General features: G+C 64.4%; 16 protein-coding genes. 10 read left to right on the top strand and 6 right to left on the bottom strand.

Going from position 1 to position 14388, the window contains the following annotated elements; genetic code table 11:
• The first annotated feature begins 84 nt into the window (after positions 1-84).
• Genes E4S61_RS12485 through cofG form a run of 4 tightly spaced genes read left to right on the top strand, consistent with a single transcriptional unit; the run spans position 85 to position 3786 of the window.
• Positions 85-1269, top strand: a complete 1185-nt coding sequence (locus E4S61_RS12485) for a tubulin/FtsZ family protein (RefSeq protein ID WP_135304262.1) — start codon at positions 85-87, stop codon at positions 1267-1269.
• Positions 1241-2023, top strand: a complete 783-nt coding sequence (locus E4S61_RS12480) for a hypothetical protein (RefSeq protein ID WP_245180714.1) — start codon at positions 1241-1243, stop codon at positions 2021-2023. The genes E4S61_RS12485 and E4S61_RS12480 overlap by 29 nt, the downstream gene beginning before the upstream one ends.
• Positions 2023-2628, top strand: a complete 606-nt coding sequence (gene cofC / locus E4S61_RS12475) for a 2-phospho-L-lactate guanylyltransferase (RefSeq protein ID WP_135304261.1) — start codon at positions 2023-2025, stop codon at positions 2626-2628. The genes E4S61_RS12480 and cofC overlap by 1 nt, the downstream gene beginning before the upstream one ends.
• 33 nt (positions 2629-2661) lie before the next feature.
• Positions 2662-3786 carry a 7,8-didemethyl-8-hydroxy-5-deazariboflavin synthase subunit CofG gene (cofG, locus tag E4S61_RS12470; protein WP_135304260.1) on the top strand — a complete coding sequence of 375 codons (1125 nt, stop codon included), beginning with the start codon at positions 2662-2664 and terminating at the stop codon, positions 3784-3786.
• Between the two features lie 214 nt (positions 3787-4000).
• Here cofG and cofH read toward each other — a convergent pair whose 3' ends face one another.
• Together cofH and E4S61_RS12460 are read right to left on the bottom strand one after the other, a co-directional pair.
• Positions 4001-5353, bottom strand: coding sequence for a 7,8-didemethyl-8-hydroxy-5-deazariboflavin synthase subunit CofH (gene cofH, locus E4S61_RS12465; protein WP_135304259.1), 1353 nt, complete (start codon positions 5351-5353; stop codon positions 4001-4003).
• Positions 5354-5443: 90 nt separating this feature from the next.
• On the bottom strand, positions 5444-6463 hold the full coding sequence (locus E4S61_RS12460) for a sodium:calcium antiporter (protein WP_135304258.1): 1020 nt from the start codon (positions 6461-6463) through the stop codon (positions 5444-5446).
• Positions 6464-6596: 133 nt separating this feature from the next.
• Between E4S61_RS12460 and E4S61_RS12455 the strand changes: the two genes are divergently transcribed.
• Positions 6597-7502: an NAD+ synthase gene (locus tag E4S61_RS12455; protein ID WP_135304257.1), complete on the top strand. Its 906-nt coding sequence runs from the start codon at positions 6597-6599 to the stop codon at positions 7500-7502.
• 34 nt (positions 7503-7536) lie between these two features.
• A complete protein-coding gene (locus tag E4S61_RS12450) occupies positions 7537-8571 on the top strand; it encodes a phosphoribosylaminoimidazolesuccinocarboxamide synthase (RefSeq protein WP_135304256.1) in 1035 nt (344 codons plus the stop codon).
• Here the strand turns inward: E4S61_RS12450 and E4S61_RS12445 are convergent.
• Together E4S61_RS12445 and E4S61_RS12440 are read right to left on the bottom strand one after the other, a co-directional pair.
• A complete protein-coding gene (locus tag E4S61_RS12445; protein WP_135304255.1) occupies positions 8568-9203 on the bottom strand; it encodes an RAD55 family ATPase in 636 nt (211 codons plus the stop codon). The two genes, E4S61_RS12450 and E4S61_RS12445, sit on opposite strands and share 4 nt — an antisense overlap.
• Positions 9204-9507: 304 nt before the next feature.
• Positions 9508-10488 carry a formyltetrahydrofolate deformylase gene (locus tag E4S61_RS12440; protein ID WP_135304254.1) on the bottom strand — a complete coding sequence of 327 codons (981 nt, stop codon included), beginning with the start codon at positions 10486-10488 and terminating at the stop codon, positions 9508-9510.
• A 307-nt stretch (positions 10489-10795) separates the two neighbouring features.
• Here E4S61_RS12440 and purS point away from each other — a divergent pair, with 307 nt between their 5' ends.
• Together purS and purQ are read left to right on the top strand one after the other, a co-directional pair.
• Positions 10796-11050, top strand: a complete 255-nt coding sequence (purS, locus tag E4S61_RS12435; RefSeq protein ID WP_135304253.1) for a phosphoribosylformylglycinamidine synthase subunit PurS — start codon at positions 10796-10798, stop codon at positions 11048-11050.
• Complete coding sequence (purQ, locus tag E4S61_RS12430; protein ID WP_135304252.1) at positions 11047-11724, top strand: phosphoribosylformylglycinamidine synthase I; 678 nt, start codon at positions 11047-11049, stop codon at positions 11722-11724. Before purS ends, purQ begins: the two co-directional genes overlap by 4 nt.
• Here purQ and E4S61_RS12425 read toward each other — a convergent pair.
• Entirely contained in the window at positions 11721-12248 is a 528-nt protein-coding gene (locus E4S61_RS12425) for a hypothetical protein (RefSeq protein WP_135304251.1), read from the bottom strand. The two genes, purQ and E4S61_RS12425, sit on opposite strands and share 4 nt — an antisense overlap.
• A 226-nt stretch (positions 12249-12474) precedes the next feature.
• Here E4S61_RS12425 and E4S61_RS12420 point away from each other — a divergent pair, with 226 nt between their 5' ends.
• Positions 12475-12774, top strand: coding sequence for a hypothetical protein (locus tag E4S61_RS12420; protein WP_135304250.1), 300 nt, complete (start codon positions 12475-12477; stop codon positions 12772-12774).
• Positions 12775-12804: 30 nt separating this feature from the next.
• Here E4S61_RS12420 and E4S61_RS12415 read toward each other — a convergent pair whose 3' ends face one another.
• Entirely contained in the window at positions 12805-13881 is a 1077-nt protein-coding gene (locus E4S61_RS12415) for an archaeosine biosynthesis radical SAM protein RaSEA (protein ID WP_135304699.1), read from the bottom strand.
• Between the two features lie 286 nt (positions 13882-14167).
• Between E4S61_RS12415 and E4S61_RS12410 the strand changes: the two genes are divergently transcribed.
• Complete coding sequence (locus E4S61_RS12410; protein WP_135304249.1) at positions 14168-14347, top strand: hypothetical protein; 180 nt, start codon at positions 14168-14170, stop codon at positions 14345-14347.
• Positions 14348-14388 lie beyond the last annotated feature (41 nt).

The following is a 14388-nucleotide window of genomic DNA, read 5'->3' as shown; positions in this document are numbered from 1 at the left end:
TGATTCAGACTTTCAGCGGTGATATTTGGGGAAAAAACTTATAGGCACTATCCTACTTACCCCTTTTAAGCGGAAGACCTAATCATGAAACTCGCGATGATCGGCTTCGGGCAGGCCGGCGGCAAAATCGTGGACAAATTCCTCGAGTACGATCGGAACACGGACTCGGGAATCGTCCGCTCTGCTGTGGCGGTCAACACGGCGAAAGCAGACCTGCTCGGACTGGAACACATCCCGGAGGAGAATCGAGTGCTCATCGGCCAGGCCCGCGTCAAGGGCCACGGCGTGGGCGCAGACAACGAACTCGGCGCGGAAATCGCCGAAGAGGACATCGACGAGGTGCAGGGGGCCATCGACAACATCCCCGTCCACGAGGTCGATGCGTTCCTCGTCGTCGCGGGTCTCGGCGGTGGGACCGGGTCCGGCGGGTCGCCGGTCATCTCGAAGCACCTCAAGCGCATCTACACCGAGCCCGTCTACGGCCTTGGCGTCCTGCCGGGGAGCGACGAGGGCGGCATCTACACGCTGAACGCCGCGCGCTCGTTCCAGACGTTCGTCCGCGAGGTGGACAACCTCATGGTCTTCGACAACGACGCCTGGCGAAAGACCGGCGAGTCCGTCGAGGGCGGCTACGACCACATCAACGAGGAGATCGTCCGTCGATTCGGCGTCCTCTTCGGGGCCGGCGAAGTCGAGGCCGGCGACAACATCGCAGAGAGCGTCGTCGACTCATCCGAGATCATCAACACGCTCGACGGCGGCGGCGTCTCGACGGTGGGATACGCCTCCGAAGACGTCGACATCACGTCCAGCGGCGGCGGGGGGCTCCTCTCCCGGTTCACCGGCGACGACGGCGGCGACGACGGGCTGGATACGGCGAACACGACCAACCGAATCACGTCGCTCGTCCGGAAGGCGGCGCTCGGTCGACTGACACTGCCCTGTGAGATTGAGGGCGCAGAGCGCGCGCTCCTCGTGATGGCCGGACCGCCGGCGCACCTGAATCGGAAAGGGATAGAGCGCGGCCGGAAGTGGCTAGAGGAGCAGACGGGTTCGATGGAGGTCCGCGGCGGGGACTACCCGACGAACTCCCCGAAGGTCGCCGCGTCCATCCTGCTGGCGGGCGTCCACAACGTCCCGCGCATCAAGGAGCTCCAGCAGGTCGCCATCGAGGCCCAGGACAACATCGACGATATCCGTGAACAGAGCGACGGAAACTTGCAGGACTTGGTCGAAGACGATGAGGATGAACTCGATCCGCTATTCTAAGGGCGCCGCCGTCCTCCTGTGCGTAGTGGGGCTTCTCGCCTTCGCTGGCACCGCGAGCGCCTTCTCCGTCTCCGCAGAGGGCGTCCCCGGAGAGACCGCCGTCGGCGACGAAGTATCGGTCACGTACACGGTCGACGACCCGTTCACCGGGACGTCGAACCAGTGGACGCTCCGCGGCCAGACGGAATTGCAGGACGTGAGCTGGACCGTGACGGTGCTTCGGGCCGGCAGCCAGGTCGATCAGACGACCTACGGCGGCCAGAACTTCACCAAGGCGCTCGACATCGACAACAACGGCGACGAGGTTCGGGTGCAACTCTCCGGAACGACGCCGGCCGTCGAGAACTACACCTACGAACCGCCACAGCAGTACACCGTCGCCGAACTCACGCGCGTGAGCGGGAACAACGAGGAGACGTTCCGGAACGACACGGCCCACCACTACACGAAAGAGAGTAGAGAGGCGCGACAGGCAATCGATAGCGCCCAGCAGGCCGTCGACAATGCCGGTGGGAACCAGGAGGCCGAAAACCTCATCGAGAGCGCCATCTCCTCCTACGAGAACGACAACTTCGAGAACGCACAGAATCTCGCCGAGGACGCCGAATCCACGGCCCAGGAGGCCGAGCAGAGCCAGCAGACCACAAAGACGCTGCTGCTGGCCGGCGGTGGGCTGGTCGCGCTCCTCGTCCTCCTCGGTGGCGGCTACGTCCTGTACACGAAGACCCAGGGCGACGACTACAGCAAACTGTAATGCGTGTCGTCGTCCCCGTCTCGGGGTCCGACCCGAAGACGCGACTTTCTCCCGTTCTGTCCCCTGACGAGCGCCGCGAGTTCACGAAGGCGATGCTCACCGACGTGCTCGCTGCCCTCGACGGCGCGGGCTACGACCCCGAGGTCGTCTCGACGGCACCGATAGAGTGTGACGCGCCGGTGACGGTCGACGATCGCGGACTAGACGCCCTCGTCAACGACCTGCTCACCGAGGAGGCGCTCGCCGTGGTGATGGCCGACTTACCCCTGATTACGCCCGAAACGGTCGAGCGCTTGTTCGCACCCGACGCCGACGTGGTACTCGCGCCCGGCCTGGGCGGCGGGACGAACGCCTTCGTCTGTCGCCATCCCGACTTCTACGTGGACTACCACGGCGCGTCGATTCGGGACCACCGCCGTATCGCCGCGGAGGTCGGGGCCGACCTCACGGAGGTGGACTCCCGCCTACTGGCGACGGACATCGACGAACCGGCGGACCTCGCGGAGGTGCTATTACACGGCGACGCCGCGGCCAGCGAGTGGCTCGCCGACGCCGGGTTCGAACTCGCTCTCGACGACGGGCGCGTCGGCGTCGAGCGTGAGTGAACGCTTTTCACCGCGGAGCGTCGAACGGCGTACGTGATTCCCGGGGCCGACGAGTACGACATCGACCTTGCCATCGCCGACGCGGACGTCGAGCGCCTGCTGACGGCGAGGCCGGCGAACGTCCAACGCGCCGACGAGCTCTCGTACTGCCGGAACGTGTTCGTCCCGCTGACGACCGCCTGCCGATACACCTGTACCTACTGCACCTACTACGACCCGCCCGGACAGGCCGACCTCATGTCTCCCGAGGAGATCCGCGAGACGTGTCGGCGAGGGGCCGACGCCGGGTGTACGGAGGCGCTCTTTACCTTCGGCGACGACCCCGACGACCGCTACACGGCGATGTACGACCAACTGGCCGAGTACGGCCACGACACGATTCACGAGTACCTCCGCGAAGCCTGTGAAATCGCACTCGAAGAGGGGCTGCTCCCTCACGCTAACCCTGGCGACCAGACCCGCGAGCAGATGGCGACCGTCGCGGACCTGAACGCCTCGATGGGCGTGATGCTGGAGACGACGGCTGACGTGCAGGCCCACGGCGGCCCGCGCGCGAAGAACCCCGGACAGCGCCTGGCGACTATCCGAACCGCGGGCGAACTCGGCGTCCCCTTCACGACCGGCATCCTCGTCGGCATCGGCGAGGGGTGGCCCGACCGGGCGAAGAGCCTGCTGGCCATCGCCGAGATGCACGAACGCTACGGTCATATTCAGGAGGTCATCGTCCAGCCCGTCGCCGAGAACGAGCGCTGGCAGGGTGGTTCGCCAGACCTGGGAACGATGCGCCGCGTGACCGCGATGGCCCGTGCGGGCCTCCCCGACGACATCTCGGTACAGGTGCCGCCGAACCTCGCGCCGGCCCGCGAGCTGACCGACTGCGGCATCGACGATCTCGGTGGCGTCTCACCGGTGACGGTCGACCACATCAATCCCGAGTACGAGTGGCCCGCCCTTCGGGAGTTAGAAGCCGTCGCCGACGCCGCCGACGTGCCGCTCGTCGAGCGCCTGCCGGTGTACGCGCACTTCGTCGACGACGGCTGGCTCTCGGACCCAATCGAGGACGCCGTCGAAGCCGACACCCCGGCCGGCGAGCGATTTCGGTCGATACTCGCCCGGGGCGAGAACCCGGCTGACACGTCAGGTACACCGCCGAAATGAGAGCGAAAACGGACCACGACGCGTACGACAGGGGCCGCCTAGCCATCTAGGTTGTACATATATACCGGCTCCGCCTCCAATATTTTGCATACCTGGGACATGCCTCTGACAGCTTTCCCGGGTACGACGCCGTTTCGAGTCGGTCACGACTAGTCAGTGGCCGACTCGGTTCTGCCGTCGAGAACGGTTCACCGGAGTGACGACGACGCCACAGTCACTCCAACAGCGGCGTCCCGTCCGCTTTGGGACCGAGCGTCGGTCCCACGACATCGGAATCCGCGTCGACCGTTCGGCGCTGCCGATAGTCCGTCGAGCGCTCGACAGGCGTCCGGCCGAGCGCGGTTATCATGTCGACGTACTCCCGAACCGACCGGAACTCCCCGTAGCCGCCGCCGGCACGTTTGGTAATCTCCTCTGAGAGGATCGTTCCCATAAAGTCGTCCGCACCGCAGTTGAGCATCTTCAGTCCCTGTTCGTCGCCGTATTTCACCCACGAGGACTGGACGTGCTCGACGTTGTCCAGGAAAAGCCGCGAGACGGCGATCATCAACTCGTCTTCGTCGGTGGTGGCTCCGCCCTCGATCATCCCCCGTTCGTACAGCGGCGTCTCTTGGTGGATAAACGAGAGCGGGACGAACTCCGTAATCGCGCCGGTCCGGTCCTGTAACTCTCGTATCGTCCGGAGGTGCATGACGCGGTGTTTCGCGTTCTCGACGTGGCCGTACATGATGGTCGCCGTCGTGTCGAGGCCGACGTTCGCGGCCGCTTCCATCGCTTCGACCCACTCGCCGCTGTCGATCTTACCCGGGCAGATGACGTCTCTGACTTCGTCGACGAGAATTTCGGCGGCGGTGCCGGGGACGCTGTCGAGACCGGCGTCTTGTAGCCGTTCGAACACCGCCTCGTAGGACCACTCCGTCCCGCGGCGGGCGTGGTACGCTTCCTCGGGCGTCATCGAGTGGACGTGGACGCCGTCGACGCTCATCGCGCGAATCTGCTCCGTGTAGGTCCCCGGATCGGTATCGTACTCGCTCGCGGGCCGGTAGTTCAGGTCGCCCCGTTCGCTCGTCTCCAGTATCTCCAGGTGCTCGTCGTCCAGTGCGAGTGCCGGGTGGAGACCGGAGACGGACGTGACTTCGTAGATGCCGCGTTCGACGGCGTCGGCGACGATCTCACGCGATTCCTGGGGTGTCTTCGTGAATCCGCCGTGTTCCTCCTGATAGTCGCTGCGGAACTGCTCGGAGCGGTCCTTGAAGTTACAGAACAGACAGCCCGTGTTGCAGGCCGTCGTCACGTTGTTGTTGAGGTTGGCGACGAACGTCACCTCCTCGCCGACCACCTCGGCGCGCCGCCGGTCGGCCGCTTCGAGGACCAGTTCCTTGCGCTGGTCGTCGAGACCCGCCCGGTCTGTCCCGGTCGTGATGAGTTCGACGCCGTCGTCGACTGTCAGGCGTTCACCGTTCCGGGCCTTGGCCAGCGCGTTCTCGAAGGACTGGTCGGTCGTCGGTTGGTGGGCGAAGTCGAATTCCTCGCCGCTCTGCTGTGCCGCGTCGAAGGCGTCCGACATTGCCCTATCGGACGGTGACGACGGCCAAAAGCGTGTGGGTCGGCGGCGAGAGCGGCAGCAATTTACTCCGATTCGAAGCGCGTCTCGCCGTCACCCCGACGGCAAGATACCGACGACGATTCCGGCTGTCTCGGCGACCACCCACGCGACAAACAGGACGTACGCGCCCAGCAAGGCGTAGGACTCGGTATCGCTCAGTTCGAGATCCGTCCGGAGGACGGTGAACAGCAAGATAGTCGCCGCGGTGAGGATGCCGAACATCGGCACCGCCATGGCGAAGTCGATGGGTGCTGCGCCGGCAATGAGTACGCCAGCCGGAATAGCCACCAGCAGGTCGAACGTGTTCGACCCGAGGACGTTCGCCAGCGACGCGACGCCCCGGTCATCGCGGGCCGCACGCACGCTGACGAGCGTATCCGGTAGACTCGTCGTGGCGGCGAGGATGGTCACGCCAAGTAAGAAGCCTGGGACGCCGAACGACTCGCCGATCAACCGAATCGAGTGGACGAGTCGCTCGACGGCGACGAGGATGACCGCCAGCCCCGCGAGCAAGAAGAGCCATTGGCGGCCAACGGCGATCCCTTCGGCGTCGGCCTCGTCGGCTTCGTGTTCTGTCGTGTCCTGATACTGGATGAAGATATAGAGGCCGTATAGCGCCAGCGGGATGAGCGCGAGCGGCCGCGTGACCGACCCCGAGAGCGTCCCCTCGACGGGATAGTAGATGACCGCCAGTGCGAACGTGATGAGCAACACCGAGACGGCGAGCATGTAGAACTGGGCCTCTTTGTACACCAGCGTCCGGTTGGACTCGATGTAGTCGTCGGTGGCGATGCCCGCCACTGCCGGGATGACGAGGACGTTGAATATCGCCGACCCGACGATGGCCCCGACACCGAGCGCAAGCGACTCTCTAAGTGCCGCGACGACGACGCTCGCCAGTTCCGGAAAGCTCGAACCGATGGCGACGACGATAGCTCCCTGGACGACCTGTGGGAGACCGTAGTACGTCGCCAGCCGTTCGCTCGCCGTCTCCAGCCAGTCACTCCCTTTCCATATCGCCCCCGTCGCCAACAGGATAACGATCCCCTCGACGAGCAGATTCGCGCTCATGTGGTCGGCGCTATGTCGTCGGTAACAAAGTCGTTTCTCTGTGTGACGGGATACCAACACATTGGCACACAGGGATAGTCAATCAATTGTTTAAGGACTAGTCGTATATGTCACCGTTCGGTCTGTCTTATCTATGGAAGAAAACAGCTGTTCGATTCAGGGCGAAGATATGCAGTATCCCGGCACTTACATACCGACACGGATGGACGATCCGACGGCCGTCGAGTCGGCGCTCGTCGCGTTCGTCCGTGAACGGGTCGAAACGGCGAACGCAGCGGGCGTCGTCGTCGCCATGAGCGGCGGCCTCGATTCGACGGTGACGGCGGCGCTGGCCGTCGAAGCGCTGGGAAGCGACCGCGTCCTCGGCCTCGCCCTGCCCTGTCACAAGACCGACGCCTCGGCCGCGATGGAGGCCGGTGCGATCGCAGATCACCTCGGTATCGACTTCGAGCGCGTTCACCTCCGACCGCTGCTCCACCAGTTCGACCAGAGCGTCGCCCCACTACTCGATCCGGACGAGACGGACGAGACGACGCCGACGGTCGACCGCGCGCTCGGCAACGTCGTCGCCCGCTTCCGGATGGTGTGTGCGTACTACGCCGCCAACCGGACGAACCGCCTCGTCCTCGGCACGTCGAACCGCTCGGAACTCCTGTTGGGCTACCTCACGAAGTACGGCGACGGTGCTGCGGACCTGTGCCCGCTGGGGGACCTCTACAAGACGGAGGTTCGGGATCTCGCCGAACACCTCGGCGTCCCCGAGCGCATCGTCAAGGCGGAACCGACCGCCGGCGACTACCCCGCTCAGACCGACGCCGACGACCTCGGTGCGCCCTACGAGACCATCGATCCGTTTCTCGGACGGCTCGTCGACCGAGGCCTCCCGATGAAGGCCGCCGCAGAGGGGTTGGACCTCGGCCTGGAGACAGCCGAACGACTGGTGAGGATGTACCAACAGACGGCGCACAAGCGAGCGGTCCCGCCGACGCCGGGACTGGCCGGGCGGTCTCGACAGTCCTCACCGAGCAGTCGCAAGTGAAAACGTCTTTGTCCCCCCACGCGAAGCGACGCCAATGACGAGCGTCAAGGAGTTCCGCATAGACGAACCCGCAACAGCCACAGACCTCGGCCGCGGGGCGTTCGTGTTCACGGACGACTACTCGGTGTTCGACTGGGGGAAGATGCCGGACCAGATTCCACAGAAGGGGGCCTCACTCTGTGCGATGGGGGCGTTCAACTTCCAACTGCTAGAGGAGAACCACATCCCGACCCACTACGAGGGCGTCCGCGTTGGCGACAGCAACGACGTGTTAGACCTCGGCGAGGCACTGTCGACCGGCGAAGTCCCGGCGGAGATGGTCATCTCGCTGACGCAGGTGCCCGACCTCCCTTTCGAGGACGGGACCTACGACTACGAGGCGTTCCACGACGCCGCCGGGCAGAACTACCTCGTTCCGCTGGAGGTCGTCTTCCGCAACCGCGTCCCTGTCGGCTCCTCCCTGCGTTCGCGCACGGAGCCGAGCGACCACGGACTGGAGTACGACGAGTGGCCCGTCGAACCCGTCGACTTAGACGAACCCATCGTCGAGTTCTCCACGAAGTACGAGGAGCAGGACCGCTATCTCGACCGCGAGGAGGCCGACCGCATCGCCGGTGCGGCGGACATCGACCAACTGGCCGAACTCGCTCTCGCGGTCAACCACATCGTCACCGACCACGCCGCCGATGCCGACCTCGTCCACGAGGACGGGAAGATAGAGTGCCTCTATCACGAGGGACAGGTCCGCGTCGCCGATGTCGTCGGCACCTTCGACGAGAACCGCTTCTCCTACGACGGCCAGCAGGTCTCGAAGGAGGTCGTCCGCCAGTACCACAAACACACCCAGCCCGAATGGGTGGACGCCGTCAGCGACGCCAAGCGCCGAGCGAACGAGGAGAACGTCGCCGACTGGAAGTCCCTCTGTGAGCGCTCGCCCGAACACCTCGACGATTCCGTCGTCGCGGCCGTCCGAGATCTCTACTGCGCCGGGACGAACGCCTACGTCGGCGGCGATATCTTCGACGCCCCGCCCCTCCCCGAAGCCGTCGACGCTGTCCGAGACTTCTAGGCGATATCACGGCTCGTATCGACCACGATTCGCTCTGTGAGTTCCAGTCGCATCGCTTCGGTCAGCGCCGGGCCACCGCGAAACTTTGGGACCGACAGCCAATTCTCGACCGTGTCGCCATCCACGCATGTCTGCAGATCAAAGACGATATCGGCCATGTAGGTCGTCCGGTCGCGCTGGTCGGGCACGTCCCGGCCGTCGAGACAGTGCAAGACGGCGACGCTACCGGTTTCGAGCAAGCGACCGCGGAGCGTGACGAGAAACTCCCTGAGCTGTGCCGGGTCACGTCGCTCGATGACATCCATCGGGTCGACGACGACGACCGACGCCGAGTCGAATCGCCGGACGTATTCGAGGGCGTCCGTCAGCGGGGTGTCGCGGTCCACCGCGTGGACGTTGATGCGCGTGAGGTCGCAGCCGCTGTCCTCGATGGCCGTCCGTACCGATAGTGTCGTCCGTTCAGCGGTTAGATATAGAGTCTGCTGTTCCGAGGCAAGTCCGTAGAGGAGCAGTTCGGACTGGCTGGCCGGCTGCGCGGTGAGCGCGACGATGCTCCCTACCGGAATCCCGCCGCCGAGTTCTCTGTCGAGCGGAACGATACCGGTTCGGTAGCGGTCGGTCGTCGGTGACACGGTTGGCGACAGTCGCCGCTGTTCGGGTATTGTAACGCGTCGTCTACGGTCTCTGACCTCCCGTACAAAGAGCGTGAGAGCCGTGTTAGCCGCCAGCTTCCGTCCGGCAGGCAGCGGCTTCCGTGGACTGTCGCTCGCATTGTCGTGAGTCTCGCTCCGCTCGAATCGTGCGTCTCACGGGTCACTTCGCTCCCCGTTCGACGTTCCGAGGGTCTGACCGAAGGGCAGACCCTCGCTAGTCGTCCGCTTCAATGAGATAGCCGACGAAGGAGTCAGACACGCGCTATCGCGCGTCTTCCATGGCTTAATCGTCTGCCTCAGCTTCTGACTCCGCCTCGTCGCCAGCTACGAACTCGCCGAGTCCGTCGATGGGGCGATCCGGGTTCTCGTCGTCGAGCGTCTCGGGCGCGCCGAGTTGCACGTCGGTCTCCTCGGGGTCGCGGAGTTTCGTCCGGCCGCGGTGGACCGTCACCTCGTCGTTGAGGTGGAGTTTGATGGCCTCGATGAGCGCCTCAGCTTCGAGCGGTTGGCCGAGTTGCTGGAGTTCCTCTTCGGTGGCGTCGTCGGGGACGTTGAACGCTCGCTGGGTGATGATGGGACCCTGATCCAAGTCAGTCGTCACGTAGTGAGCGGTGACGCCGGCGATGCGGACGCCCTCCTCGATGGCCTGCATGTACGCCGACGCGCCGGGAAACGCGGGGAGCAGACTCGGATGGACGTTGATGATACGGCTCTCGTAGCGAAACACCACGTCTGGCGAGAGGATGCGCATGTAGCGAGCCAGTGCGATGAGGTCGGCGTCGTACTCCGCGAGCAGTTCGAGCAAGTGCTCTTCGTCGGGCGTGCCCTTCTCGTCGCCGATGTCGTGGAACGGCACGTCGTACTTCTTCGCCAGCGGTTCGAGGTCGCTGTGGTTGCCGATGACCACCTCGATGTCCGCACCCAAATCGCCGTTGGCCCACGCCTCGAACAGCGCCTCCAGACAGTGCGATTCCTTCGTGACGAGGACGGCGATGGACTGGGTCTCGCGGTCGGCGGGGAACCGGACCTGTACGTCGACGCCCAACTCGTCGCCGAGTTCGGTGAGGTCCTCGCGGAGTTTCTCCTCGGTCGTCACCATGTCGGCGGTGTCGACGTGCATCGTCATCCGGAAGACGCCGTCGCGGACCGCCTGGTCCAAATCCTCGATGTTGATGCCGCGCTCGAAGAGGAGCGAGGTGACCTCCGCGATGAGTCCTGTGTCGTCGTCGCCGACGACAGTTATCTCGGTGAAGCCGCGGGTCACGCCTGCCACCTCCCTACGGTGTAGCGATTCATTGCCACTCTGTTCTGCGGGCGCGATGCAAAAGGCTTCGTTTTGAGCGTGGTGCCGCCGGCTCCACGTTACACGTGAACGGTGAGCGGAGCGAGCCGTGAACGGCGCGAGACCGCAGGCTCCACGGAAAGTGCGGAGGTGAGCGGAACCAGCAGATAACCCGCGACCACGCGCTGCTCACGGCGACGCAGTCGCCGTTCGCCATAGCGCGAGACCGATGGTCTCGCGCTGCCCCAGAACACAAGCGTTTTCTCCGCCGCACGCCCGCCACCGAGTAATGACTGCCTTCACCGCCACCGTCACCGTTCGGCTGAAACACGGGGTCCTCGACCCGGAGGCCGAGACCACCCAGCGCCAACTCGAACGCCTCGGGTTCGAACTCGACGACCTGCGCTCGGCCGACCGATTCGAGATCGACTTAGACGCAGAGGACGCCGCCGGAGCGGCCGAGCGCGCCGAGGAGATGGCCGAGCGCCTGCTGGCGAACCCGACTATCCACGACTACGACGTGGAGGTCGAACAGGCCGAATGACGATTGCAGTGATTCAGTTCGGTGGGTCGAACTGCGACCGTGACTCTGTGCAAGCGCTGGAGTCGCTGGGATTCGACGCCGAACTCGTCTGGCACGAGGACGGACTGCCCGCGGACGTCGACGGCATCATGCTCCCCGGCGGGTTCTCCTACGGCGACTACCTCCGGGCCGGTGCGATGGCCGCTCGCTCGCCCATCATGGAAGAGGTCCGCGAGGCCGCCGACGAGGGGACGCCCGTACTCGGCGTCTGCAACGGCGCGCAGATTGGCTGTGAGTCCGCGCTCACCCCCGGCGTGTTCACGACCAACGAGAGCGCGCGCTTCCAGTGCGAACACGTCCACCTCCGCGTCGAAAACGCCGACACGCCGTGGACCCGCCACTACGAGGAAGGCGACGTCGTCGAACTGCCCATCGCCCACGGCGAAGGCCGCTACGAGATCGACGACGAGCGACTCGACGAACTCGAAGCCGACGACCGTATCCTCTTCAAGTACTGCGACGCCGAGGGTAACGTCACTTCGGAAGCCAATCCCAACGGCTCGAAACACGCCGTTGCGGGCATCACCGGCGAGTCCGACCACGTCGCCGTGATGATGCCCCACCCCGAACGAGCGTCGCTCGAAGACCTCGGTCGTACCGACGGCGAACCGGTTTTGCAGGGTTTCGCCGACTAACCGCTACATCCAATCGTCGTCCCGATGTGGGTCACGCCGGTCTGCCCGTCGGGTTCGACGGCGACGCCGTAGGTCTGGTCGTTACAGTCGAACTCGTCTCCTCGGACCGGAATATCGCTCGTCCCTCTCGCCGTCGTCACTGTCACCACGTAATCCGACGGCCGGTGGAACACGATGACGACGGTGGCGTTGGCGGGCATGGAGACCATCCGTTCGTACACTGTCTCGTTTGTCGGAGAATGGCGGACCGAGAGAGGCAACTCGCGTTCGGGACCGTCGTTCAAGATCGTCACAGCGATTGGCTTTGGACTCCCGTCAGCCCGTTCGCCGACGTGGACGTAGCTCACCGCCCCTGACTGATCGCGGTGGCGAAACGGATACAGCACGTCCTCGGTCGGTTCGTTCTCGGCGACCTGTACCGCCGGCGGTTGCTGGAACGGACCGAAACCGCCACCGAGGGCGGCGAACAAGGCGAAGAGACCGACAGCTCCGAGGAGGGCGAGAACGGCAAACAGGCGTCGCATGACGGAGTAGTGACTCCGGGCCGGTATCTGTCTTCTGCCGTCTCCGGCGGTGAGCAAAGGATAGGATGGGGCCAGTGGAGCGTGTGACAGGTTCCGCGGCCCCTAGAACATCCTATGGAACCGGAGAGGTAAAAGCACCACCCTACCGGAGTGAAAGTGAAAGAGATATTCTCGGTGCGTGAGAGCCGCCGCCAGACTCATTCATCGCTGCGACGTACTATCTGGTATGCAGACAGACGAAGCGAGCGAAACAGCGGACACAGTCCGGGTCTGGCTGGTCGAACGGACCTACTCGGACGACGAGCAGAATCTCATCATCTTGACCTACGCGACGCCGGACGGCGAGCGCGACTTCCGCAAAGAGCGGGCGTTGACCTCCTACACCGGCGACCACCGTGAGACGCCAGTCTCGATGCTGGTCGAGCCGGGCAACCTCGGGAGCGTCGACGACGAGGAGACACGCGACCGCTACGCGAGTGAAGCCGAACGGATGCGCGAGAAGCACACGCCCGACGCCACGCTCTGAGGGCGGTATTGACGATACTGAGGGAGTTCGCTATCGAGCCAGCGGGAGCGAGTAGCTCCGTTCGCGCTCCAGCACGGCGTCCCACGTCGCTTCGCAGTCGCAGTCGACTTGCTCGAAGACGCTCGGGTCCTGCCGCAGGTCGAAGTCCTTGATCGCGCGCTGGACGCGGTCGTCACAGTCCCCGCAGTTGTGTGGGCCGCGGTCGCTGCCGTGGCCGACGGGGTCCGAGACGACGATGACGTCCTCGTCGGCGGTCGCTTCGAGCACCTCGGCGACCGACCAGAGCCACGGCGGGCGGTAGCCACCGTCGTGGTACAGTTCCTCGACCATCGTGTACCGTTGGACGTTACAGGGGTTCATCGAGACGGTGTGACAGCCGTCGACGGCGGCGCAGTTCCTGACGGAGCGCTTCATATCCTCGACGGCTTCGGATTCGGAGAGGAACGGCGGCTTCATCAGGAGGTACGCCTTGATGCCGGCTCCGGCGTCCTGTGCCGCGGCGCAGGCGGCCTCGAAGTCCGCGAAGTCGAAGTACTTGTTCACGCTGTCGTGGCGCACGCGGTCCGTCGCGGTTTCGAGGCCGACGGCCACGTCGGTGTCGAGGCCGACGTCGACGAAGTCGGCGACTCGCTCTTCCTCGACGAAATCGGGCAGGGACTCGACGACGATGCGCTCCCGGTCAGCGAACTCAGAAGCGATGGCCTGTCGCGTCTCGGCGGGGACTTCGCGCTCGTCGAGGAAACTCCCCGAGGTATAAATCTTGATGAGACCCGACTTCCCGTCCGCGTTCTCGGCCTCGTGGTCCAGACAGTGCTGAATCTGGGCCATGAGGTCCTCGTGGGCGACGCTGCCGCCCTCGACGGACTCGGCGACGTACCCGCACATCGTACAGCCACCGGCGCGCGCCCACCGGCAGCCGCCGGTGTTCAAGATGATGGTCAGGCTCTGGTACACCCCACTCGGCGTGTTGTCCTCGTCTAACCAGACGCGAGTCGGTTCGCGCGGGTCGTACGTCGAGTCGTTGCGCGAGCGCACCTCGCGCATCACCGAGTTGTGGGCGTCCATGCCCTTGCCCTGCTCGTAGACGTCGGGACTGGGCTTGCTCATTGTGCCGGGGTAGCCGACGGGCGCGTAAATCCGCTTCGACCGCTCGCTATCGACCAGCATCTAATATTGGATTTCTAATCATTGGTCGACTCGGCAGCTGATTTCGAACGCTCATGCCGGTCGTAGATGTGCCATAAATACACCTGTCAACCGCAGTATAGCGTGAATACGACCTATCAGAAATCGTCTGTCATGCTAAAACGTAAAGAATCCACAATTATACCAATACCGAAAGGAATGTCCGTTCCGACGCTAACCGAGGGAGTAGAGGCTATACTCGTCGCCGATGTATTCGCTACTCTCATCCGCAAGTGAACCGCTGTTCGAGATTGCTATCGCACTGGGACTGCTCTGTCTCAGTTTCGGGTCGATGCTCGCTGTCGTTACGGTGGCTCACATCCAGCCTGGAACGACGGAATCCCTCGGCGAGCGCTCGACGAACTGGGAGCGAAATAGGGCTGACTGAGTGCGGCTGTAGTTACCTTCAGGAATAGATCCGTTTCCAGC

The organism is Haloarcula amylovorans (assembly GCF_004681185.1).
GTDB lineage: Archaea > Halobacteriota > Halobacteria > Halobacteriales > Haloarculaceae > Haloarcula > Haloarcula amylovorans.
The sequence above is the reverse complement of the archived record's forward strand: the minus strand, read 5'-3'. Positions and strand labels throughout refer to the sequence as shown.